The 23,799-nt window shown below is 69.5% G+C and carries 25 protein-coding genes; 8 read left to right on the top strand and 17 right to left on the bottom strand.

Going from position 1 to position 23,799, the window contains the following annotated elements; all coding sequences use genetic code 11:
• The 15 genes from NVU01S_RS31960 to NVU01S_RS43690 all read right to left on the bottom strand — a co-directional run bounded on the left by NVU01S_RS31960 (window position 1) and on the right by NVU01S_RS43690 (window position 14,808).
• Window positions 1-258, bottom strand: a complete 258-nt coding sequence (locus NVU01S_RS31960; RefSeq protein ID WP_042260220.1) for a Txe/YoeB family addiction module toxin — start codon at window positions 256-258, stop codon at window positions 1-3.
• The gene (locus NVU01S_RS31965) at window positions 255-551 is read right to left on the bottom strand and encodes a type II toxin-antitoxin system Phd/YefM family antitoxin (protein WP_373864228.1); all 297 of its coding nucleotides are present in this window, start codon (window positions 549-551) and stop codon (window positions 255-257) included. Before NVU01S_RS31965 ends, NVU01S_RS31960 begins: the two co-directional genes overlap by 4 nt.
• Before the next feature lie 34 nt (window positions 552-585).
• Window positions 586-921 (bottom strand): monovalent cation/H(+) antiporter subunit G, encoded by a 336-nt coding sequence (gene mnhG / locus NVU01S_RS31970; protein WP_042260222.1) that lies wholly within the window; start codon window positions 919-921, stop codon window positions 586-588.
• 31 nt (window positions 922-952) lie between these two features.
• Window positions 953-1,213, bottom strand: coding sequence for a monovalent cation/H+ antiporter complex subunit F (locus NVU01S_RS31975; RefSeq protein WP_043668530.1), 261 nt, complete (start codon window positions 1,211-1,213; stop codon window positions 953-955).
• A complete protein-coding gene (locus tag NVU01S_RS31980; RefSeq protein WP_043668241.1) occupies window positions 1,210-1,779 on the bottom strand; it encodes a Na+/H+ antiporter subunit E in 570 nt (189 codons plus the stop codon). The genes NVU01S_RS31975 and NVU01S_RS31980 overlap by 4 nt, the downstream gene beginning before the upstream one ends.
• Window positions 1,776-3,392 carry a Na+/H+ antiporter subunit D gene (locus tag NVU01S_RS31985; RefSeq protein WP_043668244.1) on the bottom strand — a complete coding sequence of 539 codons (1,617 nt, stop codon included), beginning with the start codon at window positions 3,390-3,392 and terminating at the stop codon, window positions 1,776-1,778. Before NVU01S_RS31985 ends, NVU01S_RS31980 begins: the two co-directional genes overlap by 4 nt.
• On the bottom strand, window positions 3,389-3,772 hold the full coding sequence (locus tag NVU01S_RS31990; protein WP_014988725.1) for a Na(+)/H(+) antiporter subunit C: 384 nt from the start codon (window positions 3,770-3,772) through the stop codon (window positions 3,389-3,391). The genes NVU01S_RS31985 and NVU01S_RS31990 overlap by 4 nt, the downstream gene beginning before the upstream one ends.
• Window positions 3,769-6,678, bottom strand: a complete 2,910-nt coding sequence (locus NVU01S_RS31995; RefSeq protein WP_043668247.1) for a Na+/H+ antiporter subunit A — start codon at window positions 6,676-6,678, stop codon at window positions 3,769-3,771. The genes NVU01S_RS31990 and NVU01S_RS31995 overlap by 4 nt, the downstream gene beginning before the upstream one ends.
• A gap of 111 nt (window positions 6,679-6,789) precedes the next feature.
• Window positions 6,790-8,082 carry a hypothetical protein gene (locus NVU01S_RS32000; RefSeq protein ID WP_043668250.1) on the bottom strand — a complete coding sequence of 431 codons (1,293 nt, stop codon included), beginning with the start codon at window positions 8,080-8,082 and terminating at the stop codon, window positions 6,790-6,792.
• A gap of 135 nt (window positions 8,083-8,217) precedes the next feature.
• Window positions 8,218-10,518, bottom strand: a complete 2,301-nt coding sequence (locus NVU01S_RS32005) for an AAA family ATPase (RefSeq protein WP_043668253.1) — start codon at window positions 10,516-10,518, stop codon at window positions 8,218-8,220.
• A gap of 40 nt (window positions 10,519-10,558) precedes the next feature.
• The gene (locus NVU01S_RS32010; protein WP_043668256.1) at window positions 10,559-10,939 is read right to left on the bottom strand and encodes a hypothetical protein; all 381 of its coding nucleotides are present in this window, start codon (window positions 10,937-10,939) and stop codon (window positions 10,559-10,561) included.
• Window positions 10,940-11,044: 105 nt separating this feature from the next.
• Window positions 11,045-11,398 (bottom strand): UBP-type zinc finger domain-containing protein, encoded by a 354-nt coding sequence (locus tag NVU01S_RS32015; RefSeq protein ID WP_029894004.1) that lies wholly within the window; start codon window positions 11,396-11,398, stop codon window positions 11,045-11,047.
• On the bottom strand, window positions 11,395-12,897 hold the full coding sequence (locus tag NVU01S_RS32020) for an ATP-binding protein (RefSeq protein ID WP_052280442.1): 1,503 nt from the start codon (window positions 12,895-12,897) through the stop codon (window positions 11,395-11,397). Before NVU01S_RS32020 ends, NVU01S_RS32015 begins: the two co-directional genes overlap by 4 nt.
• 15 nt (window positions 12,898-12,912) lie before the next feature.
• On the bottom strand, window positions 12,913-14,580 hold the full coding sequence (locus tag NVU01S_RS32025; protein ID WP_042256865.1) for an NAD(P)/FAD-dependent oxidoreductase: 1,668 nt from the start codon (window positions 14,578-14,580) through the stop codon (window positions 12,913-12,915).
• Between the two features lie 66 nt (window positions 14,581-14,646).
• Entirely contained in the window at window positions 14,647-14,808 is a 162-nt protein-coding gene (locus NVU01S_RS43690; RefSeq protein WP_156055098.1) for a hypothetical protein, read from the bottom strand.
• 202 nt (window positions 14,809-15,010) lie between these two features.
• Here NVU01S_RS43690 and NVU01S_RS32030 point away from each other — a divergent pair, with 202 nt between their 5' ends.
• Window positions 15,011-15,466: an SRPBCC family protein gene (locus tag NVU01S_RS32030; RefSeq protein WP_043668264.1), complete on the top strand. Its 456-nt coding sequence runs from the start codon at window positions 15,011-15,013 to the stop codon at window positions 15,464-15,466.
• 83 nt (window positions 15,467-15,549) lie between these two features.
• Window positions 15,550-16,236, top strand: coding sequence for an SIMPL domain-containing protein (locus NVU01S_RS32035; RefSeq protein WP_052280443.1), 687 nt, complete (start codon window positions 15,550-15,552; stop codon window positions 16,234-16,236).
• An 85-nt stretch (window positions 16,237-16,321) separates the two neighbouring features.
• On the opposite strand, the gene NVU01S_RS32040 is transcribed toward NVU01S_RS32035, so the two are convergent.
• Window positions 16,322-17,407 carry a beta-ketoacyl-ACP synthase III gene (locus tag NVU01S_RS32040; protein ID WP_052280444.1) on the bottom strand — a complete coding sequence of 362 codons (1,086 nt, stop codon included), beginning with the start codon at window positions 17,405-17,407 and terminating at the stop codon, window positions 16,322-16,324.
• A gap of 259 nt (window positions 17,408-17,666) precedes the next feature.
• On the opposite strand from NVU01S_RS32040, the gene NVU01S_RS32045 reads away from it, so the two are divergent.
• From NVU01S_RS32045 to NVU01S_RS32070, 6 genes are all read left to right on the top strand, one after another.
• Window positions 17,667-17,939 (top strand): GlsB/YeaQ/YmgE family stress response membrane protein, encoded by a 273-nt coding sequence (locus NVU01S_RS32045; RefSeq protein ID WP_014988714.1) that lies wholly within the window; start codon window positions 17,667-17,669, stop codon window positions 17,937-17,939.
• A gap of 100 nt (window positions 17,940-18,039) precedes the next feature.
• Window positions 18,040-18,774: a phosphatidylserine decarboxylase gene (locus NVU01S_RS32050; protein WP_043668270.1), complete on the top strand. Its 735-nt coding sequence runs from the start codon at window positions 18,040-18,042 to the stop codon at window positions 18,772-18,774.
• Complete coding sequence (locus NVU01S_RS32055; RefSeq protein WP_043668273.1) at window positions 18,774-19,676, top strand: CDP-alcohol phosphatidyltransferase family protein; 903 nt, start codon at window positions 18,774-18,776, stop codon at window positions 19,674-19,676. The genes NVU01S_RS32050 and NVU01S_RS32055 overlap by 1 nt, the downstream gene beginning before the upstream one ends.
• 313 nt (window positions 19,677-19,989) lie before the next feature.
• Window positions 19,990-20,871, top strand: coding sequence for an RNA polymerase sigma-70 factor (locus NVU01S_RS32060; protein WP_043668539.1), 882 nt, complete (start codon window positions 19,990-19,992; stop codon window positions 20,869-20,871).
• A gap of 92 nt (window positions 20,872-20,963) precedes the next feature.
• Entirely contained in the window at window positions 20,964-22,052 is a 1,089-nt protein-coding gene (locus NVU01S_RS32065; RefSeq protein WP_043668275.1) for an NAD(P)/FAD-dependent oxidoreductase, read from the top strand.
• 118 nt (window positions 22,053-22,170) lie between these two features.
• Window positions 22,171-22,893, top strand: a complete 723-nt coding sequence (locus NVU01S_RS32070; protein WP_042256854.1) for a Clp protease N-terminal domain-containing protein — start codon at window positions 22,171-22,173, stop codon at window positions 22,891-22,893.
• A 222-nt stretch (window positions 22,894-23,115) separates the two neighbouring features.
• Here the strand turns inward: NVU01S_RS32070 and NVU01S_RS32075 are convergent, their stop codons facing one another.
• On the bottom strand, window positions 23,116-23,790 hold the full coding sequence (locus NVU01S_RS32075; RefSeq protein WP_043668278.1) for a suppressor of fused domain protein: 675 nt from the start codon (window positions 23,788-23,790) through the stop codon (window positions 23,116-23,118).
• Window positions 23,791-23,799: the final 9 nt, after the last annotated feature.

The raw sequence follows: 23,799 nt of genomic DNA on the forward strand, positions 1-23,799 counted from the left end.
TTACTCGTAGTGGTGACGGCAGGCGACGATCTTCGCCGTGTCGTCTTCGATGACGTACACGATGCGATGTTCGCTGGTGATGCGTCGGGACCAGAATCCGGCGAGGTTCTGGCGCAATGCTTCTGGCTTACCGATTCCTTCGTAGCCGTTGCGTGTGATGTCGTCGATCAGCTTGTTGACGCGTTTGAGGGTCGCGCGGTCGTGCGCCTGCCACCACAGATAGTCGGCCCACGCGTCGGGCGTGAAGAGAATCTTCACGCGCTGTCCTCATCGTCGACCTCGATGAGATCGTGCGGCTCGACCTCTCCGGCCCGCAGTTGAGCGATCGACCTCTCCAGGTGGCGGGCGTTCGCCGGGTTACCCAAGAGATAGGCAGTCTCCTTCAACGACTCGTACTCGCGAAGCGAAATAACGACCGCGGGCTCGTGCCCAGCCCGGGTGATGACGACTTCCTCTAGATCCTCGGTGGCGGAATCCAGGACCGCCGCTAGGTTGGCGCGTGCTTCGGTGATGGATATCGGACGCATCGGAATTCCTCTCGCGGCGGTCACACTCTAACTGTACGTGATCCTGTACAAAGATCGGTCAGTTGTCTATTTCGTTGCCCAGTTCGTTGACGGTGAGGAGGCCGTCGCGGTGGCGTTGTTCGCGGTAGGCGGTGCGGCCGATGAGGTGGGCTACTACGGGGGCGGTGAGCAAGGTGAAGAGGCCGACGAGGACGAGGGCCCAGACGTTGCCGTGGCCGTAGAGTTCGATGGCCGCGCCCGCGAGGACCAGGATGAGGCCGACCACCTGGGGTTTGGTGGCGGCGTGCATGCGGGTGAGGGTGTCGGGGAAGCGCACGATCGCGATCGCCGCGGTGAGCGCGAGGGTCGCGCCGAACAGGATCAGCGCGGCGGACAGCCACTGCCACAGGGTCATCGGCCGGCTCCGGAGGTCGGGTGGGTGCGGGTCACTGGTCGTCCCGGACGCGGAAGCGGGATACGGCGGCGGAGCCGAGGAAACCGACCAGGGCCAGCGCGATGATCGCGGGCAGCAGGGTGGTGTCCTGGCTGTAGGCCGCCCAGACGGCGAGACCGGACGCGGCGATCGCCATCAGCGAGTCGATGCCGACCACCCGGTCCAGTGTGCTCGGTCCGGCGAGAATGCGATAGCTGGTGAGCGCGGCGGCAACGGTCAGCATCACCCCTGCCACGATGGCGACGACGGTCACGGAAGCACCTCCGGGGGCGTTGCGCTGGAACGCCATTCGGCATGGCGCTCGAACGACGAGATGAGCAGTTTCTCCAGGCGCCGGGTGGTCCGGTAGAACTTGTCCACCGCTTCGTCGCTGCTGACGTCGAGCACGTGGACGTAGACCACGCAACGCCGCCGGTCGATCTCGAGCACCATGGTGCCCGGGATCAGGTTCAGCAGGTCCACGCAGAGCACCAGCACCAGATCGGATTTGGTGCTCAGATAGACCCGCAGCACCCCGGAGACCGGCGGCGCGGCCGGGCGGATCGCGAACCAGGCCACCTGCACACTCGACTCGATCGCGTAATACGAAGCGACGAACACCAATTGGAGCAGCGACAGCGGATGCAACCGCCCGCCCACCGGCACCCGCGGCAGCGGCAGCGCCACCATGATCAGCGCGCCCACCGCGATCCCCGCGAGCAGATTGGCCACGCTGAGATCGCCCCACAGTGCGATCCAGACCAGCGTGAGCCAGCTCAGCACGCCGACGCGCACCGCGCCCTCGCGGCTGACCCCGCGTTGCCAACGCTGGGTGGTCATCGGCGTCCCTCCGGCTCCGCGGGCAGCGAATCACCCAGTACCGCGGTGACATACACGCCGGGATCGGCGAGATCCGCGGCGGCGCGGTCGGCGATGCGCAGCATCGGGCCCGCGAGCACCGTCAGGCTGAGGCCGACCGCGACCAGGGCCGCGGTGGAGGCGACCATCGACAGCGGCATCCGGCCGGGATCGGTGCGTTCGTCGTACAGCACGTCGGTCGATTCCTCGATCAGCGTCGGCGTGTTCGCCGCGGACAGGTGGCCTTCCGGCGCTTCCGCGCGCGGCCGCCAGAACGCTTTGCTCCACACCCGCGCGACGGTGTACAGCGTGAGCAGGCTGGTCAGCACCGAGCCGCCCACCAGCACCCAGGCCAGCACGCTGCCGTCCTGCGCGCCCGCCTGTAGCAGCGCCACCTTGCCGATGAATCCCGAGAACGGTGGAATACCACCGAGATTCAGCGCCGGTATCAGGAACAGCACGGCGAGCACCGGGCTGGCCGCGGCCAGCCCGCCGAGTCGGCGCAACGACGTCGAGCCTGCCTGCCGCTCGATCAGGCCGACCACCAGGAACAACGCCGTCTGCACCAGAATGTGGTGCGCCACATAGAACACCGCGCCGGCCAGGCCGGACACACTGGCCAGCCCCACCCCGAACACCATGTAGCCGATGTGACTGACCAGCGTGAACGACAGCAGCCTGCGAATATCGCTCTGCGCGATCGCGCCGAGGATGCCGATCAGCATGGTGAGCAGTCCGCACACCAGCAGGATGGACTCGAATTCGCCGCCGGGGAACAGCAGCGAATGCGTCCGGATGATCGCGTACACACCGACTTTGGTGAGCAACCCGGCGAACACCGCGGTCACCGGTGCGGGCGCGGTGGGGTAGGAGTCGGGCAGCCAGCTCGACAGCGGGAACACCGCCGCCTTGATCCCGAACGACACCAGCAGCACGGCGTAGATGGCCGCGCGGATGCCCTCCGGCACCGCCCCGATCCGCTCCGCCAGCTGGGCCAGGTTCAGCGTCCCGGTGGCCGCGTAGGTCATGCCGATGCCGGTCAGGAAGATCAGCGAGGCGAGCATCGAGACCATTACGTACGACACGCCGGCGCGGATGCGGGCCGCGGTGCCGCCGACGGTCAGCAGCACGAACGAGGCGGCGAGCAGGATCTCGAAGCCGACGAACAGGTTGAACAGGTCACCGGCGAGGAAGGCGGCCGAGACGCCGCCGGTGAGCACCAGATAGGTGGGGCGGTAGATCGAGGTCGGCTGGCGCTGGTCGCCGTCGCGGATGTTCTGGCCCGCACCGTAAACCGCGACGGCGAGCAGCACGATGGACGAGACGAGCAGCATCGCCGCGGACAGCCGATCCGCCACCAGGGTGATGCCGATCGGCGTCTCCCAATTGCCGACCTGCACCGCGGTGGTGCCGTGGCGGTCGGTCAGATACAGCAGGAAAGCGCAGATGACGACCACGGCGGTGAGCGCGCTCAACATGATCACGCGTTGCGTGCGCGGCCTGCGGCCGAAGACCAGCGTGCCCGCGGCCGCGAGCAGCGGCACCAGCACGGGCAGCGGCATCAGGGTGCGCAGCAGGTCGGGGGAGAGGCTCAATCTTCCGGATCCTCTCGCTCGCGCCGGCGGGCCACGTCCACATCGTCCGGGTCGTTCTCGACATCGTCGGTGGTGGTCAGCGTGAAGGAGCGGTAGGCGAGCGCGAGCACGAACGCCGCGATCCCCATGGTGATGACGATGGCGGTGAGCACCATCGCCTGGGCCAGCGGGTCGGCGGTGTCGCGGTGGGTGGTGTCGGTCTGGCCCTGGATCGGCGCGCGCCCGTCCCGCCCGGCCAGCGTGATGATCAGCAGGTTCACCGCATTGCCGAACAGGATCATGCCGAGCAGCATCTTCGACACCGCGCGCTCGAGGATGAGATAGACCCCGCACGCGACCAGCACGCCGATCACGATCAGCAGGGTGAGATTCGCCGTCATGACGTGGGACCTCCCTTCGCCGTGGCGGTTTCGCTGGTGGCCAGCTCGCTGTCGAGGCGGGCGCCGAGGCTGCGCAGCACGTCGAGCACCAGGCCGACGACGATCAGGTAGACGCCGAGATCGAAGAACAACGCGGTCACCAGTTTGATGTGGCCGAGCACCGGCAGCGTCACCTCGAAGATCGCGGACGACAGCGGCGGCGCACCGAAAAACAGTGAGGCGCCCGCGGTTCCGGCCGCCAGGGTGAGCCCGGCGCCGAGCAGATGGCCCGCGTCGACCGGCAGCGCCTCGCCGAGCTCGTAGCGCCCGCCCGCCAGATAGCGCAGCGTCAGTGCGAGCCCGGCGGTGAGACCGCCCGCGAACCCGCCGCCGGGTGCGTTGTGCCCGGAGAAGAAGAAATACACCGACAGCACCATGATGGTCGGGAACACCAGTCGGGTGGTGATCTGCATGACCATCGACCGGTCCGCGCGATCGACCAGCCGTCCGGCGGGCAGCCAGCTCACCAGATCCGGGTCGTAGTGCGGCGAATCGGCGGCGCGCGGCGCGCTGCCGAACCGGCGGCTGCGGAACACCAGCGAGGCCACGCCGGTGGCCGCCACCACGAGCACCGAGATCTCGCCGAGGGTGTCCCACGCGCGGATATCGACGAGCAGCACGTTGACGGCGTTCTTGCCGCCGCCGAATTGGTATGCGGCATCGGGGATCCGGTGCCAGATCGGTTCGGCGGTGCGGGCCGCGGTGGCGAACGCGCCGAAGACCGTGACCGCCGTGCCGACCAGCGCCGCCAGGATCGCGCGGCGGGCCTTGAACGCGGTCGCCTTGCCCTCCTCGATCTCGGCGGGGAAGGCGCGCAGCACCAGCACGAAGATCACCAGAGTCAGTGTCTCGACCAGGAATTGGGTGAGCGCCAGGTCGGGTGCGCCGTGCAGCGCGAAGATCACGCCACAGCCGTAACCGGTGACGCCGACCACCAGCACACCCGCCAGCCGGTTGCGCAGCACGGTCGCACCGAGCGCCATCGCGATCATGATGCCGCCGATCACCGCCTGCAACGGCGAATCCCACAGGCGCAGTTCGACTCCGGTGCGGGTGCCGACCGCGAGCAGGACCGCGGGCAGGATGATCAGCGTGCTCAGGATCGTCGCCTGGCTCAACGGCAGGGAGCCGCGCTGCACCGCGCCGGTCATCCGCAGCGACAGCCGATCCATCGCGCGCAGCGTGGCGTCGTAGGCGCGGTCGGCGTTGCCCAGGCGCGGGTGCGCCGGGTCGCGTAGCCGGTCGCGCAGCTGGAACAGCGCGATACCGCCCGCGATCACCAGCACGGTCAGCAGCAGTGCGAGATTCACGCCGTGCCAGAGCGCCAGGTGCGAAAGCAGTTCCTCCGGCAGCGTTTTCGCGTAGGGGCGCAACAGCCGGTCCAACCCGGGCGCGGCCAGACCCGCGACCAGGCTCGCCACCGCGAGGATCGCGGGCGCGGCCAGGAACAGCGCACCGGGTGCGTGCCAATTCCCTTGGTGATCCGGCTTGTCGGCGGTCGCGGTGCCGGGCGCGTCGAGGTATTCGGTGACGCGGCGGGCGCGGTGCGCGCCGTGCGGGGTCGGCTGTCCCGGCTTGTCCGCGAAGGCGCCCCAGACGAAACGGATGCTGTAGCCGACGGTCAGCATCGAGCCGAGTACCACGCCGACGGCGAGCGCCACCCTGGCCGGTTCGGCGAGGTTGTCCGCGTCCAGGATCGCGCCGAGCGCGCTCTCCTTCCCGACGAACCCGACCAGTGGCGGCAGCCCCGCCATGCTCAACGCGGCGAGCACGGCGATGCCGCACAGCACCGGCGCCTTGCGGCCGAGCCCGGAGAGCCGGCGCAGGTCCCTGGTGCCCGCGCTGTGATCGATGATGCCGACCACCATGAACAGACAGGCTTTGAACAGCGCGTGCGCGACGATCAGCGCGACTCCGGCCAGCGCCGCCGCCGGGGTGCCGACGCCGACCAGCACGATCAGGAAGCCGAGCTGGCTCACCGTGCCGAACGCGAGCACCAGTTTCAGGTCGGCCACCTCCATCGCGCGCAACCCGGCGAGCAGCATCGAGGCCACGCCGAGGCCGAGCACGAGCGGATGCCAGACCGGGTTGTCCGCGAACACCGGGGCCAGCCGCGCCACCAGGTACACACCGGCTTTCACCATGGCCGCGGCGTGCAGGTACGCGCTGACCGGAGTCGGCGCCGCCATCGCGCCGGGCAACCAGAAGTGCAGCGGCACCACCGCGGACTTGCTGAGCGCGCCGACCAGGATCAGCACCAGCGCCACGTTCACCGCGAGACCGCTGGGCGGGTCGGTCCGGGCCAGCAGCTCGGAGAGTAGATAGCTGCCGCTCACCTCGCCGAGCACGATCAGGCCGACGAGCATCGCCAGCCCGCCCGCGGCGGTCACCAGCAGGGCCTGGATCGCGGCACGCCTGCTGTTCGCCTGTTCGGCGTTGTGGCCGACGAGCAGGAACGAGAGCACGGTCGTCACTTCCCAGAAGACGAACAGCAGCAGCATGTTGTCGCTCGTCACGAGCCCGAACATGGCACCGGCGAAGCCCACCAGTTCGGCGGCGAACACTCCGAGCCGCGGCTCGTCGTCCTCGAAATATCGGGCGCAGTAGACCAGGATCAGGGCGCCGATACCCAGCACCAGCACGGCCATGATCGCGGCAAGCGAATCGAAGCGCAGGTCGATGTTCATCGCGATGCTCGGCGCCCAGGCGAGCCGAACCTGCTGTGTGCTACCCCAATTCGCGATCACCCAGCCCAGGCAGCCGAGCGGCACGAGTGCCAGCACGTAGAAAGCGTTGCGCCCCAGTGCCTTCACCCACAGCGGTGCGACGAGCGCGGCGGCGGCGATGGCTAGCAGGATTGCGAGCAAACTGCACTCCGTCCGGTAGGGGCGGCGGGGTCGTGCGGGACAATCCTACTTGGAGCCTGGGACTTTCCGCTTCCCGTCGGGTATGGCGTCGGCCATCCGGCGCTGGTCAGGCTATATATCCGCTAACGCCGCGTCGGTCGTCGATCCGCTCGCTCGCGGCCGCCCGCGGGGCCGCAACCGGTACAGCACGGCGAGTCCGACCGCGCTGCCGAGCGCGATCGCCAGGGCGGCGCGGCCCGGCGTGCTGTTGTAGCCGGATGCCTCGGGCGTGTGCCAGGCCTTGTCGGTATCGGGCAGGGCGGTCACCACCGAAGGCAGATAGAGGGCCGAGAGCGCCAGCACGCCGCTCGGCGCGTAGCGCGGTCGGGCGGTGGCGCAGCAGTAGCCCGCGGTGAGCGCGAGGACCGCGCTGCTCGCGGCGAACAGCAGCCAGTTCGCGTCCGGCGGGGTCAGTACGGCGAAGCCCGCGATCCCGGCGATCAGTGTGATGGCCAGCGTCATCGACGGCATCCGGACGCCCGCGAGGATGCCGATAGCGGTGAGCACGACCATGCCCCACACGCTCCAGCCCGGCCGGGGCACGTAGCCGAACGCGTCCGCGGCCGCGGTCAACGCGACGGCGAGATAGACGGCCGCGCCGTCGCGGCCGGGCAACAGCATGGCCGCCACGGTGGCCGCGGCGACCGTGGCCGCGGCGGCCAGCCCGAGGTCGACCGCGTGATCGATGGCGGGCGCGTTGCTGAACTGCTTGGTCAGCCATTCGGTGACGGCAAGGATCACCAGTGCGAGCACCAGCGCCGCGAGGATCGGCGCGATCGGCAGTTCGATCGCCATCCGCGGTGGCTGGTCGACGGTGGCCGACCAGTTGCGCATGGTGCTGAAGACCAGCAGCACCAGTAGCACGGCGATCAGCCAGCGCGGCGGGGTTTCCAGCACGGCGTAGGGGTCGAGGTCGATGTTCAGCAGGTCCGAGAGATCGCTGAACACGAAGAAGCCGGCGCCACCGAGCGCCAGACCTGCCGCGGGCAGCGCTCGGCGCAGTACCGCGGCGCCGAGCGCGCCGAGCACGACCCCGGCGCACACCGAGTCGATGTAGTTCTGCGTGGTCAGCATGTCGGCGGAGGAAACCTGTTCCCCCGCAATGTGGTTGATCAGCTGCGCGATCGCGCCGAGCAGGGCGGTGAGCCACGCGGTGGCCGGGCGGGCGGCGGTGCACACGATCACCGCGACGGCGACCGCGACGATCACGCCGATGGCGGCGCCGCGTGGCACGCTGCTGATCAGGTTGGTGATCCGGTAGGGCGTGCTGTCCCGGACCGTGCTGAAGGTGACCGGCAGGAACAGCGTCACACCCGCGACCGCGGCTCCGAAGAAGACCGTGACCGCGTCGAACGCCTCACCCATCCGCCGCACCTGCCGAACATACCTGCGCCTACTGGGCAGGCCTGTGATTGCCGTCACTTTGCCGGGGTATGTCGAGCGGAAAACAACGGCAGAAAGGGCCTGTTTACGGCGCGTTTGCCACCTGATCGCCGAGGGTTACAGGTAGCGCCCCTCGCTGCTGGTCGGCTGGCCTCTGCTCTCCGCGTACCGGCGCAGCGATTCGACCTGGAGCGGGTCCAGCGACGGCCGGACCACGGTTCGCGCCGCCGCCACGTCGGCGGCGGTGACGTCGGCGGCCTCGACATCGCGGCGCATCGCCGCCAGCGCCGCCTCGCGCAGCAGCGCGGCGCAGTCGGCCGCGGAGAACCCGTCGAGGGTGCGGGCCAGCGCGGGCAGATCGACATCACCGGCCAGCGGCACCGATCGACCCGCCGTCCGCAGGATCGCCAGCCGGGCCGCGCTGTCCGGCGGCGGCACGAAGACCAGCCGCTCCAGCCGTCCCGGTCGCAGCAGCGCCGGATCGATCAGCTCGGGCCGGTTCGTCGCGCCGAGCACCACGACATCGCGCAGCGGTTCCACCCCGTCCAGCTCGGTGAGCAGCGCGGCCACCACCCGATCGCCGACCCCGGAATCGCTGCTCTGCCCGCGGCGCGGGGCCAGCGCGTCGACCTCGTCGAGGAAGATCAGCGACGGCGCGGAATCGCGGGCGCGCTGGAACAATTCGCGCACCGCGCGCTCGGACGAACCGACCCACTTGTCCATCAGTTCGGCGCCCTTGACGGTGTGCACGCTGAGCTGACCGGTGCTCGCCAGCGCGCGCACCAGGAAGGTCTTGCCGCAGCCGGGCGGCCCGTAGAGCAGCACGCCGCGCGGTGGGTCGATGCCCAGGCGCGCGAACGAATCCGGATGTCGCAGTGGCCACAACACGGTTTCGGTCAGCGCCTGCTTGGTCTCGACCATATCGCCGACCTCGTCCAGGGTGAGGCTGCCGATGGCGGGTTCGTCCAGGCCGGAACGGGACAGCGGGCGGATCACGGTCAGCGCGTCGAGCAGATCCGGTTGGGTCAGCTGCGGATCGGTGTGTTCCTTGCTCGCCCGCGACGCCGCGCGCAACGCCGCCTCGCGGCACAGGGCGGCCAGATCGGAGACCACGAAACCCGGTGTGCGCGCGGCGATGTCGTCGAGGCGCAGCTCGGCGACGGGTACCTGGCGCAGCAACTGCTCCAGCAGCGATTTGCGCACTGCGGCGGTGGGCAGCGCCAACGCGAGTTCGCGGTCGCAGAGATCCGGCGCGCGCAGCCGGGCATCGACATCGGCGGGATGGGCGGTGGTGGCCAGGAAGGCGACGCACGGTTCGGCGACCGCGGCCCGCAGCTGATCCAGGATGAGGGTGGCGACCGGCTCGGCCTGCGCGGGCAGCAGCGCGTCGATATCGGTGATCAGCAGAATCCCGCCCTGTCCCGAACACGCGTCGGCGACCGCCTCGGCGACCTCGCGTAACCGGGTGCCGCTCTCGGCCGCGCCGATGGTCGGTCCGTCGAGTTCGACGATGCGCCGCGGCGCGGTGACCGCGCGCGCCAGCGTCGCCTTGCCGACGCCGGCCGGGCCGGTGATCAAGACGCCGAGATGCGGTGTGGCGCCGAGGGTTTTGAGCAGCTCCGGTTCGTCGAGGGCCAGGCTCAGCCACTCCGTGAGCTTGGTCGCCTGACTGTGCGCGCCCGCGAGATCCTTGACCGTGATCCGCGGCGCGGTATCGCGCACCGCCCCGTGCCGGCCCGCCGGCGCGCCGTGCACGGCGGCCGCGCCGTCGAAGGCGGCGGCCTCGGTCGCGGCCTGGGCGGCGGTGCCCGCGGGGACGGGCTCCCCGGCCGAAGCCCGATCGGCGGCGTCGCGTGCCGCGACCACCCCCGCGCCCCACACCACCGCGGTATTCGGCTGCACGCTGACCGGCCCACGCGGATCGGTGGCGGTGACGGTGAGCAACTCGGTGGTCCAGGCGATGCCGAAGGTGCGCGAAAGTGCTTGCGAGGCAGCGGCGGAACTGATGTCGGGGCCCAGATCGCGGGGTAGCAGCGAGACCGCGTCGCCGACGGTGACCACCTTGCCGAGCAGTGCCTGGCGCAAGGTGGCCGCCGGGATGGTCCGGGTCGCCTGCACCGAACCGCTCACCGAGATCTGTTTCGCCCCGTACACGGTGACCGGCGCGACGACCACGGTCGCGTTCTCCCGCAGCCCCGCATTGGACAGCGTCACGTCGTCGAGTAACGCGACGCCGGCGGGCGTGCCCGCGGGCGCGACGCCGACCACCGCGGCCGTGCGCCGCGAGCCGACCAGCGCGATACCGTCCCACTCCCGCAGGCCGAGCGCGGCCAGCGCCTCCGGATGCAGTCGCACCACGCCGCGCCGGGCGTCGGCCGCGGACGGATTCCATCGAGCGGTGAGCGCTAGTTCTGCCACCGTGCCATTCTGCCGCGCCGGAGCGCGGTCGTGGCCGGGACTAGTTCTTCGCGACGATCCCGGCGGCGACCGCGACCGGGGTCTCGGCGACACTGCCGGACAGGCAGACCAGCTTCGCGGTGCCGAGCGCGACATTCGGGCTGCCCGCGAACGTGCTGTCCGGATGCTGCGCGAGCAGCTGCTCGATCAGCGCCTTCTCCGCCTCGTTGTCCAGTTTCTTGAACTCGGCGCAGGTGGTCTTCGACGGGTCGGCGGGCGCGGCGGCCGGGGCACTGCCCGGCGTCGCGGTGCTGCTCGCCGCGGCCGGTGCGCTGCTGCTCGGCCGCGCGGCGGCGCTGGAATCGGTCGAGGACTGGCCGCAGCCGGCCAGCACCGAAGCCAGCGTCCCGGCGGCGAGGACGATGGCGGATGTTCGCTTCATACCGTGCTTTCCCCGATGGGTTGCTGTGGGATCGGCACGCCGCCTGCGGTCCTTGCTGAACCGAGCCCGTGGCGTGCTCGGTGCAGCGTACCGGTTTGCGCGGGATCAGTGGATGTGTGCCCGCCAGTCCGCGGGCACCCGACCGCGCGGGCCCGGGGCGCTCTGCTCGGCGGGGTGACTGGTCGGCGGCGCGAGTTCGGGTCCGTCGCCGTACATTTCCTCGGTCCGGAAGTTCCAGTACCAGTCCTCGCCCGGCTCGAAGCTCTGAATGAACGGGTGGCCGGTGTCTTTCGCGTGCTTGCTCGCGTGCTGCTCGGGGGAGGTGTCACAACAACCGATGTGCCCGCACTGTGCGCACCGGCGCAGGTGCACCCACCAGCCTTGCGCCTGTTCGCATTCCACGCACCCGGTGCCGCTCGGCGCCACTGCCGGGTCGATGCCTTCCAGTTCCTGTGTCATCGTTGCTCTCCTGCGGTCGGTGCGTTCGCTTCGTCGGTGGGATTGTCCGCGCTGCGGTTCAGCGGCAACCACACCGTGAACCGCGTGTCGCCGGGTTCGGAGTCGACCTGGATATCGCCGTCGTGCTTGTTCACCACGATCCGGAACGAGATGTCGAGCCCGAGCCCGGTGCCCTCGCCCATCGGCTTGGTGGTGAAGAACGGTTCGAAGATCCGGCTGCGCACCTCCTCCGGGATACCGGGCCCGGTATCGCCGATTTCGATGACGGCACAGTCGTTTTCGTGCCGGGTGCGGATGGTGAGCGTGCCCCGGCCCTGCATCGCGTACACCGCGTTGTCGATCAGGTTGGTCCACACCTGATTCAATTCCGCGGCGTAGCACGGCACTTCGGGCAGCGCGCGGTCGTACTCCTTGACCACCTCGACGCCGTCGCCGATCTTGCGGCTCAGCATCACCAGCGTGCTGTCGAGCAGATCGTGGATGTCCACCACCTGGAACGGCGCCCGGTCCATCTGCGAGTACTGCTTGGCCGCGTTCACCAGCGACGAGATCCGGGTGGTCGAGTCCGCGATCTCGTTCATCATCAGCTCGGTCTCGATGGTGTAGTTCAACCAGCGGATCGCGCCCTGGAACACCTGGTCGGTGCAGCCCTCCAGGGTGCCGGCCACCCGCTCGAGCCAGTCCACGTCGAAGCCGGCCTGCACGAAGTTCGGCGCCAGGTTCCAGCCGTCGATGATGCCGTGCTCGTCGAGCCATTCGCCGAGCACGTCCTCGCGGTCGGCGGCCTCCATCGGGGTCAGCTCGGGCGCCTTGGCCACCTGTGCCGCCGCCTCCTCCTGCAGCCGCACCAGGGCGCCGAGGGACGCGGTGTCGAACTTGCCGTCGGCCATCATGGCCAGCTTGTGCCGCATGCCCGCGACCCGTTCGCGCAGGCCGGAGGTGGCCCGCACCGCGGCCGCGGCCGGATTGTTCAGCTCGTGGGTCAGGCCCGCCGACAGCGAACCGAGCGCGAGCAGTCGCTCGCGCTGGCCGACCCGGGCGTTGGCGTTGCGGTTGCCGAAGAACACGCCCTCGAGCAGGTGCACCGCCATCGGGAACCAGGCCTGCATCATCTGCGCGAAGATCGCGGCGTCGAGCACATAGAACCGGGACGGCCGGGTCACCGACATCGAGCTGTTGTAGGTCTGGTCGACCTTGTCGCCGAGGTAGGCGCTCCAGGCGCCCGCGTAGGAGCCGTGGTGCTGGGTGCGCACCAGCTCGATCTCCGTACCGCCGGACAGCTTGGTCAGCACGACCTCGCCGTCCATCAGCACGTAGAAACAGGTGGCCGGGTCGCCCTCGCGGAAGACCAGTCCGGGCTCGATCGTCTCGACCCGCCCGTCCCGGCACAGCCAGTCCAGCTGCTCGTCGTTCAATTTCTCGAACAGGAACAGCGTGCGTAGTTCCGCGGGATCGCAGACCAGGCGGCTGCTGCGGTCCGCGGTGTTGTTCGAATTCATCTGCCAGCCTCCTGTTTACGCGAGGTACCGGTGCACGAGCATCACGGCCATCGCACCCTCGCCGACCGCGGACGCGACGCGCTTGGCCGAATCGGCGTGCACGTCGCCTGCCACGAACACGCCGGGCACGCTCGTCTCCAAATGATGTGGCGGCCTGGGGAGTTCCCAGCCCGCCGGGCGCGCGCCGTCGACCATCAGGTCCGGCCCGGCCAGCACGAATCCGGCCGTGTCCCGCTTGACCGTGCCGTCGAGCCACTCGGTTTGCGGTGCGGCGCCGATGAACAGGAACAGCCGCTCGGCCTCGGCCTTCTCCTCGTTGCCGGAGACGTTGTCGCGCAACACGATCTGTTGCAGATGGTCGTCGCCGTCGGCGGCGCTCACCTCGGTGTTGGTGTGCACCTTGATATTCGGGATCTGCGCGATCTGCTGGATCAGATAGTGCGACATGGACTTGTCCAGCGAGTCCGCGCGCACCACCAGGTGCACCGTCTTCGCGTTGCGGGACAGGAACACCGCGGCCTGGCCCGCGGAGTTCGCGCCGCCCACGATGTAGACGTCGCGATCGGCGCATTCGGCGGCCTCGGTCATCGCCGAGCCGTAATACACGCCGCGTCCGGTGAACTCGTCGACGCCGGGCGCCGGGTGCCTGCGGTAGTCCACGCCGGTCGCGATGATCACCGTGTGCGCGCACAGTCTGCCGCCGTCGGCGAAGCGCACCGTACGCGCCGAACCGTTCACCTCCAGCCCGACCACCTCGCGGGTGGTGATCACCTCGGCGCCGAACTTCGCCGCCTGGCGGCGGGCACGGTCGGCCAGCTGAGCACCCGAGACACCGTCCGGGAAGCCGAGGTAGTTCTCGATGCGCGAGCTCTGCCCGGCCTGCCCGCCGGTCGCCGTGCGCTCCACCAGGACCGTGCGCAGGCCCTCGGAGGCGCCGTACACCGCGGCGCCCAGCCCGGCCGGGCCGCCGCCGACCACGATCAGATCGTAGAAATCGCCGGTCGCGTTGACGGTGAGCCCGACATTCTCCGCGAGCACGCTGTCCGACGGCTGGACCAGCGCGTCGCCGCCCGCCGTGATCACCACGGGACAGCGTTCGGGATCGGCGCCCGCGGCCTCCAGCAGTCGCGCGCCCTCCGGCTCGTCGGCCAGATACCACCGATAGGGCAGTTGGTTGCGGGCCAGGAACTCGCGCACCTCGGAAGAACGTGGCGACCAGCGGTTGCCGACCACCTTGGTCTCGGTCACCGGCCGGTGCTCGCTGCTGCGCCAGGCGTCGAGCAGCCCGTCCAGCACCGGATACAGCTTCTCCTCCGGCGGATCCCACGGCTTGAGCAGATAGTGATCCAGATCGACCACGTTGATGGCGTTGATCGCGGCGCTGGTGTCGGCGTACGCGGTCAGCAGGACGCGGCGGGCATACGGGTGCAGGTCCATGGCCTGCTCGAGGAATTCGATGCCGTCCATGCCCGGCATCCGGTAATCGGCGATCAGGACCGCGACCGGCTGGCCGCGCAATTTCATCTCACGCAACGCCTCGAGCGCCTGCGCGCCCGATTCCGCGCGCAGAATCCGGTATTCGGCCCCATAGCGGCGGCGCAGGTCGCGGACAACCGCGCGGGAAACGCCGGGATCATCGTCGACGCTCAGGATGGCCGGTTTCGTGGCAGCGGGTGAAGTCACCTATCGAGTATGGACGGTCGTGCAAAACGGGGCGTCAACGTTCGCTCGAGGCGGACGTGCGGGTGGTCAGAGCAGGTGGTGCCGGATGAGGTCGAGTTCATCATTGGTCAGCAGGCGTTCGAGATTCTCCGGCGAAGGGCCGCGGGCGGTGCCGCCTTCGGTCTCGCCGCCGGGCAGCAGCGGAACGTGATCCGCATGTCGACGATGTAAGAGAGAGCGCAGTTTCACGGCCGATCACCTCACGTTGGACGGGAAAGCTCGAGGCTGTGTCGTTGCTTCGTCTATCCCGCATTGTGCGCTCGGCATTACCGAAGTCGGCGCGCAACATGCTGAATGTGATCCAACTGTCTTCTGATTAAAATACGCATAAACCATGAAACAGGTTCGGCCAGGTATCCACCGGCCCGTCCACTCGGAACCGGAGGCACCGTTGCCGCAGAATCTCGAAGCCGCCATTGACATTTCCGCCCCGCCGGAGCAGGTGTGGTCCGTCGTCGCGGACCTGAAGCGGATGCCCGAGTTCAGCCCGCAACTGGTGCGGATAGTGCAGCTCGGCCCGACCAAGAAGGGCACCTGGACGCTGCACCTGAATACCGACGGCAAGCAGTATTGGCCGACCACCGGGCGCATAGTGCGTTTCGAACCGAACCAGGTGTTCGCCTTTCGGATCAACGAGAATCGCTCGATCTGGAGTTATACGCTCGAGCCGACCGCGACGGGCACCCGGCTGGTGGAGCGCCGCGATATGTCGCACGGCACCACGTGGTTGTCGCGCAAGCTGATCGCCACCAAGCTCGGCGGCGAAGCGCCGTTCGAGTCGGCGCTGGTCCGTGGCATGACCGAAACCCTGGAGCAGATCAAGGCGGCGGTCGAAGCGCAACGCTGACGACTGCGCGCGGAGCCGCCGATGTCCGGCGGTTCACCCACGGCGGGACGCCCGGGTGCGTATGTTGCCGGAGTATGCGACGAATGACGCAGTGCGCGGCCGCCGTCGCCGCCGGCGCCGTGTTGATGACGGGCTGCGGTAAGGACGAGTCCGGGCCCGCACGCGACGTCACCGTCGTCGGCACCGGCCAGGTGCGCGGCGCCCCGGACATCCTGAACGCCGACCTCGGGGTGGAGGTGAGCGCGGACAAGGTCTCGGCCGCCATCACCAAGGCGAACGAGAAGGCGAAGGCGATGACCGACGCCATGGTCGCGGCCGGGGTGACCCGCGAGGACGTGCGCACCACCGACGTCTCCATCCAGCCGCAGTACGCGGGCGGATCCGACCGCACGGTGATCGGCTACCGCGCCGGGAATTCGGTCCGGGTGGTCGTGCGCGAGCTGACCAAGGCCTCGGGCGTGCTCGACGCGGCGATCGCCGCGGGCGGCAACGAAACCCGGTTACGCGGGGTGTCTTTCGCGATCGACGACAACTCGCAGCTGCTCGCCGATGCCCGCGCCCGCGCGTTCGCCGACGCGAAAGCCCGCGCCGAGCAGTACGCGGTGCTCGCCGGGGTGCAGCTGAGCGAGGTGATCACCATCAGCGAGGCGAGCAACCGCGACGAGAGCCCCAAGTACTCCGCCCGGGACGCGGCGCCGCAATCGGTCCCGCTGGAACCGGGCACGCAGACGGTGACGTTCACGGTGAAGGTCACCTGGGGACTGCGCTGATCGAAGCCTGGTGGCTGTGTTGATCAAGCCTGGTGGCTGTGTTGAACGGGCCTGGTGGCTGTGTTGAACGAGCTAGGCGGCGGCGTCAGGCGGTGGCGTCCGCGGTGACGGGTTCCGCCTCGGCGGGGATCGGTGCGGCGGGCGCGGCGAACCGGGGCAGCGTCACGACCTGTGCCGCGTAGGACAGCCCGGCGCCGAAGGCGATGAGCAGCGCGGTGTCGCCCGGCTGCGACTGTCCCTTGCGCAGCATCGATTCCATCGCGAGCGGGATGGACGCGGCCGAGGTGTTGCCGGTCTCCTCGATGTCGTTGGCCAGCGCGCAGTTCTCCGGCAGCTTCAGCACGCGGGCCATGATCTCGATGATCCGGCCGTTGGCCTGGTGCGGAATCATCGCGTTCAGGTCGTCGGTGGACAGCCCGGCGCGGTCGACGGCGTCGCGGCACACCTTCTCCAGCGAGTGTGCGGCCCAGCGGAACACCGCGGTGCCCTCCATCGCGAGGTACGGACGCACCGCGTCGGTGCCCTTCTCCTCGATCTCGCGGAAGAACTCGACCCAGTCCTTGTCCTGCCGGATCGCGTGACTCTGGGTGCCGTCCGAACCCCACACCGTGGGGCCGATGCCGGGCACGTCGGCGGGGCCGACGATGACGGCGCCCGCGCCGTCGGCGAAGAGGAAGGCGGTGGAGCGGTCGGTGGGGTTGATGGTGTCGGTCAGCTTCTCCACGCCGATCACCAGCACGTGGGCCGCGGTACCGCCGCGGACGAGGTCGGAGGCCAGCGCGAGGGCGTGGCAGAAGCCGGCGCAACCCGCGGAGACGTCGAAGGCGGCCGAGCCGTTCATGCCGAGTTCGGTGGCGATCCGGGGTGCGGCGGCGGGGGTGAGCAGCAGATGCGTCGAGGTCGCGACGATCACGCAGTCGACCTGGTCGACGTCGATACCCGAGGATTCGAGCGCGCCGCGGGCGGCCGCGACGCTCATGCTCTGCACGGTTTCGGATTCGTTCGCGAAGCGTCGGGTCTTGATCCCGGACCTGGTCTGAATCCACTCGTCGCTCGAGTTGATCGGGCCCGCCACCTCGTCGTTGGTCACGACTCGAACTGGGCGGTATACGCCGAGCCCGAGGATCGCCGTGTGCTCTGCCCCGGTGGTTTGGGCGATTCGAGCAGCCATGTGCGTCTCCTATGTACCTGCGGCACCGCCGCCGGGTTGTCCTCGAAGCCTCGAATTGGAACCCTCATCAGCCACGCCCTACGGAACCGTAGACATGAGGCGACCTCATATTAGCCCGAGAATCGCCGTTTTGTCGTGCGTATTCTCACAAGCCCCGGGTATACCCTCGAAGCACGCCAAAAAGCTCCAGCGGCGTGAAACCCAACTATGTGCGGGCCGCCCTGCACGATGGACGGTCGGCGCGGATTGCGAGGACACCATGCTCGGTCTCGGGATTATCGGGTGGATCATCATCGGCGGTCTTGCCGGGTGGATTGCCAGCAAGATCATGAAGACCGATGCCCAACAGGGCATCTTGCTGAACATCGTGGTGGGCATCGTGGGTGGCCTACTCGGTGGGTTCCTGCTGAAGGTGCTCGGCGTGGACGTCGAAGGCGGTGGCCTCTGGTTCAGCTTCTTCACCTGCCTCGGTGGCGCGGTGATTCTGCTGTTCCTCGTGGGTTTGGTCACCGGACGCAAAGTCCGTAGCTGACAGCCGTGCCACAGGCTCCTTTCCCGTAAGGTGTGAACGCTTGCGCCGGTCCTATCGTTGAAGGCGCAATCCGACTGCATCTAGCACGAAAGAGGAGCCTGTGGCCCGCCGTCCCACGCCGCCCGGCACGCCTGCACGCACCGGAGTCGGCCACGTCGCCGACCTGGTCCGCAATGCGATTCCCCCGTTGCATCCCGCCGGGCTGCCGTTTGTCGCCGCCCCGCTCGCCGTCGCCGTCGTCGGCGGTAAGCGCAAGTGGGTGCGCCGGACGGGACTGCTGGCCGCGGCCGCGTGCGCGACGTTCTTCCGGCACCCGAACCGGGTGCCGCCGAACCGTCCCGACGTGGTGGTCGCGCCCGCCGACGGTGAGATCGCGCTCGTCGATACCGCCGCTCCCCCCGCGGAACTGGGTCTGGGTGACCAGCCGCTGCCCCGGGTGAGCATCTTCCTGTCCGTGCTCGACGTACATGTGCAGCGCACTCCGGTGTCCGGTGTGGTGCGCACCGTCCTGCATCAGCAGGGGCAGTTCCGTTCCGCCGATCTGCCCGAGGCCAGCGCGGTGAACGAGCGCAACAGCATGGTGCTCGACACCGCGAACGGCGAGCAGGTGGTCGTGGTGCAGATCGCGGGCCTGCTCGCGCGCCGGATCGTCTGCGATGCCCAGGTGGGCGACGTGCTGACGATCGGTGACACCTACGGCCTGATCCGCTTCGGATCCCGGGTGGACACCTACTTCCCGGCGGGTACTGAACTGCTCGTCGAGCCGGGGCAGCGCACCATCGGCGGCGAGACCGTCCTCGCGGTGCTCGGGTCCGCGTCCACCAGCGGTTCATGATGGAGGCGGCTGCTCCGACCCAGCGACGGCGGCGCCGCTCCATCCGGTTGCTGCCGAGCGTGGTGACCATCCTCGCGTTGTGCTCCGGTCTGTCCGCGGTGAAGTTCGGCCTGGACAATCAGCTCGACATCGCGCTCGCGATGATTGGCGCCGCCGCCGTGCTGGACACCCTCGACGGGCGGCTGGCCCGCATGCTCGACGCCACCACCAAGATCGGCGCCGAGCTGGACTCGCTCTCCGACGCCATCTCGTTCGGCGTCGCGCCCGCGCTCGTGCTCTACGTCACGCTGCTGCACACCGAGACCGCAGGCTGGATCATCGCGCTGCTGTTCGCGGTGAGCATCGTGCTGCGCCTGGCCCGGTTCAACACGCTGCTCGACGACGACACCCGGCCGGAGTGGGAGCGGGAGTACTTCGTCGGGGTGCCCGCCCCGGCGGCGGCGCTCATCGCGATGGTGCCGGTCGCGCTGTCGGTGCAGTTCGGCGACGGGTGGTGGCTCGGCTTCTACGCCGTCGCCGTGTGGACCGTGCTCGCCGCGGCCCTGGCCGTGAGCACCGTGCCGACGCTGGCGATGAAGTCGGTGTCGGTGGCACCGCAGGCCGCGGCGGGGCTGCTGGTGCTGGTGGCGCTGGCCGCGGCGCTGCTGGTGACCTATCCGACCGTGCTGCTGCTGATCCTGGTCGCGCTGTACCTGGGCCACATTCCGTTCGCCTGGCACTCGCAGCGCTGGGTCGCCGCGCGCCCGGAGACCTGGCAGCACAAGCCCGCCGAGCGCCGCGCGCAGCGGCGGGCGCAGCGGCGTCCGGTGATCCGCCGCCCGGCGATCCGGGGTTCCACGGCGCGCCTGCGGCTGCGTCGGCCCGGTGCCAAAGAGCGCGATATCGACGACCTCACCCGCTGACCGAACCCCTGGAAGTCCGGCCTCTTAAGGGCCGGACTTCTCAACACTGGGATTTCTTAAGGACTTGGCAAGTCCGACCGAGAAGGCTCCCGGTATGGACACTCTTGCGACCGCCGGCGGTGTGGGCTCCGGAGGGTTCGGCATCAGCGGGTTCGGCATCGGCGGGTTCGGCATCGGCGGGTTCGGCGCGGCCCGCTTCGGCCTGAAGCGTCTACTCGGCATCGAACCCTCGTCGGGCGCGGTGCGGGGGCGCCTGTCCGCCCGGGGGAGCGGTACGGTCGTACCGAACGGCCGGACGCGGAGGAAGGTGGCGATGGAGCCGGACGGGTTGCGCGAATTCGTGGAGCACCGCCCGCGCCTGTTCGCGCTGGCCTACCGGATGCTCGGCTCGGCCGCGGAGGCCGAGGACGCCGTGCAGGAGACGTATCTGCGCTGGGACGCCGCCGAGCGGTCCGAGATCCGTTCCGCGGAAGCGTGGTTGACCACAGTGCTGGTGAATCAATGTCGCACCTGGCTGGTTTCGGCGCGGGCGCGCCGGGAGACCTACGTCGGGCCCTGGATTCCCGAACCCGTGCCCACCGCGCGCGGCGAACTCGGCCCGCTGGAAACCGTGGAAGAGCGGGAACTGGTGTCGCTGGCGCTGCTCACCGCGATGGAGCGGTTGACGCCGGTCGAGCGGGCGGTGTTCGTGCTGCGCGAGGCCTTCGGGTACGCGCACCGCGAGATCGCGGACATGCTCACCATCACAGAGGCCAACTCGCAGCAGATCTTTCGCCGCGCCGGGCTGCGGGTGCGCGAGGATCGGGCGCGGTTCGACGTGCCCTCCGCGTACGCGGGCGAGCTGATCAGCCGGTTCGTGCACGCGGCCCGCAACGGGGATGTGGCGTCGCTGGAACAGCTGCTCACCGCCGACGTGATCGCGACCGCCGACGGCGGCGGTGAGGTCACTGCGGCGCGCAGGCAGATCGTCGGCGCGAACAACGTGGCGCGCTACCTCTGCGGTTTGCTGCGCTGGGCGGTGCCCGGCATGGAGGTGCACATCGAGGAGATCAACGGCGCGCCCGCCGTGGTCGCCCGGGTCGACGGCGCGCCGCTGATGGTCGCGGGCGTGGAACTGATCGGCGGTGCGATCGCCACGCTGCGGCTGATCGTCAACCCGCACAAGCTGCGGTATATCGCGGCCCCCGCGTCCTGAGCGAGGCGTGACGCGCTTCACGGCCGTCTTTGTCATGGATCGTGGCGCTGTCCGGTCTGGTTGGTGTCGGCCGATCGAAAGGAAGTCACACCATGACCGGACAGCATCGGATCGTCGTCCTCGGTGCCGGATACGCGGGGCTGGCGGCAGCCCGGCGGCTCGCACGCAAGGCACGCGGAGCCGAGATCACCGTCGTCGACCCGCGCAAGCACTTCGTCGAGCGGGTCCGCCTGCACCAGCAGGCCGCAGGGCAACGCATTTCGGCCTGGGACATCAGAGAGCTGCTGGCGCGCAAGGAGATCGGGTTCGTCCGTGCCCGCGCCACCGCGATCGACCCCGCGGGTAAGCGGGTATCACTCGATACCGGAATTGAACTCGGCTACGACACGCTGGTGTACGCGCTGGGCAGCATCGCCGATCTGGACGGTGTGCCGGGGGTGGCCGAGCATGCCTACTCGGTGGCGACACCGGAGGATGCGGATCGGTTCGTCGCGCCGGACGGGACCGTCGTCGTGGTCGGTGGCGGTTCCACCGGCATCGAACTGGCCGCGGAACTGGGCGAATCCCGGCCCGGCCGGCGTGTGCTGCTGCTCGGCTCGGAGGCGCCGGGCGCGTGGCTCTCGCCGCGCGCGCAGGCGCATATCCGGCGGGTGCTCGAGCGTCTCGGTGTCGAGATCCGTTCGGACGCAAAGGTGATCGAGGTGACCGCGGCGGGGGTGCGGCTCGCCGACGGCACCTTGGTCGAGGCCGCCGCGACCGTGTGGACGGCCGGTTTCCGCGTGCCCGACCTCGCGCAACGGTCCGGCATCGCCGTCGACGGCATGGGCCGGGTGTGTACCGACGCCACGCTGCGCTCGGTCTCGCATCCGGACGTCTACGCGGCCGGCGACTGCGCCGTGATGGCCGGTCCCGGCGAGCGTGCGCTGCGGATGGCCTGCGCGACCGCGCTGCCCGCCGGTCGGCAGGTCGCCGACGCCATCGCCGCGCGCCTGCGTGGTGCGCAACCGCGTCCGCTGCGGTTCCGCTACGTCGGCCAGGCCATGAGCCTGGGCCGGCGCAACGGCATCATCCAATCGCTGCACGCCGACGATTCACCGGCCGGCTTCATCCTGACCGGCCGGACCGCGGCGTGGGTGAAGGAGCGCGTGGTGCGCGGGGCGGCGCGTCAGACCCGTCCTTGACCCGAAACGAGCCGCGGCAGCGGGGTTTCCGACGGCGGATCGGTGCTACTGCACCGGCGACCGAGAACTTCGTCAACTCAGGGTTGACGATCCAGCATCGTCAACTTATCGTTGACGCATGACCTCACCAACGCCTCGCCTCGACGATCTGATCGACGGCATCAAGAAAGCCCGTCCCGACAATGTGCTCGACCAGCTGTCCGACGCCGTGGTCGTCGGGGACCACCTCGGCGAGGTGGCCGATCACCTGATCGGCCACTTCGTGGACCAGGCCCGCCGCGCGGGCGCCTCGTGGACCGATATCGGCGGCAGCATGGGCGTCACCAAGCAGGCCGCGCAGAAACGGTTCGTGCCCAAGGGCCCTGCCGACGCCGCGCAGATGGACCCCAACGCCGGGTTCGCGCGCTTCACGCCGCGCGCCCGGGCGATCGTGGTGGCGGCGCAGGAGTCCGCCCGCGACGCGAGCAACGACCAGATCACCGTCGCACACCTGGTGCTCGGTCTGCTGTCCGAGCCGGAAGGCCTTGCGGTGAAAGAGATTCTCACCCAGGGTGTCGATCCCGCGGAGCTGAAGGTCGCGGCGACCGCCGCGCTGCCCGCGCGGGCGGACAAGCTGCCGGCGCTGATCCCGTTCGACGCCGAGGCCAAGAAGGCGCTCGAGCTGACCTTCCGCGAGGCACTTCGCCTCGGGCACAACTACATCGGCACCGAACACGTCCTGCTCGCGCTGCTCGAACAGGAGAACGGCACCGGGCTCCTGGCCGGGGCCGGGCTCGACAAGGCCAAGGTCGAGGCGCACCTGGTGGAGGTGCTGTCGGTGATAGCGGCCGGAAAACAATGAGCCGCGGACGGCCGGGTAGCGCTGCGGTGGTGGCGGCCGTCCTGTTTGCAGGCGCCGGCCTGGCCGGCCGCTCTGCGGTGCGTCGCCGGGTTCGGTTCGCGCAGTCGGGTTTTCGAGCGGTGCGGGCTGGCCGGTCACGGCGGCGCCGGGGTATCCGCACCGCCCGGGCGCGGGGCGGGCTGCACCGTGGCGCCTCGTCCGGTCTCGCGCGGGCGGCCTGAGCTACGCCCGCCCGCGTAACCCGCCGCCCCAACGCGGCCAGCGCGCTTGGGGTTTCGGCTCGGAGATGAGCGAGCCGCGGCCGGTGTCGGTGACGAACAGTGGTAGGTGCGGGGCGAGTTGGTCGAGCACCGCGCGCGTGTTGCCGCCCTGCGCGGCGCGGTACTCCGGCATCGTCAACCCGACTATCTGCAGGAATCGCATACTGCCGTGCGGGGTTTCGATGGTGCCCAGCTCGGGATCGGCGGTGAAGCAGACCGCGTGGATGCCGGAGTCCGGCTGGTCGGCGGCGATCGGTCCGTTCGCTTTGATGGTGTGCCCGGGCTCGAACCACTTGCCGGACTGGAAGACATAGCGCGCCAGGTTCTGCAGGAAGTTCGCGGGCCAGGCGGGCGGCTCGGTGTCGGTGGCCGCGCGCACCAGCCGGAAGGTCAGCTCGAAACCCCAGCCGGACTCCGCCGGGTTGTCCCATTCCTTCTCGTACAGCTCGGTCATGCCGTAACTGATGTAGTGCCAGTGCGGCACCGGCTCGGTGCGCGAATAGGCACTGATCCCATCGAGCGGATCCGGCCCGCCGAGTGACCAGCGGTGATCGGTGGCCCAATGGAAAGGTTCGGTAGCGCCGTACAGCGGCTGCAATGCGTCGTCGATGGCCTGCCAGCCGGGTGCTTCACTCACACCGCCACC

Source organism: Nocardia vulneris (assembly GCF_001613425.1).
In the GTDB taxonomy this organism is placed as follows: Bacteria; Actinomycetota; Actinomycetes; order Mycobacteriales; family Mycobacteriaceae; genus Nocardia; species Nocardia vulneris.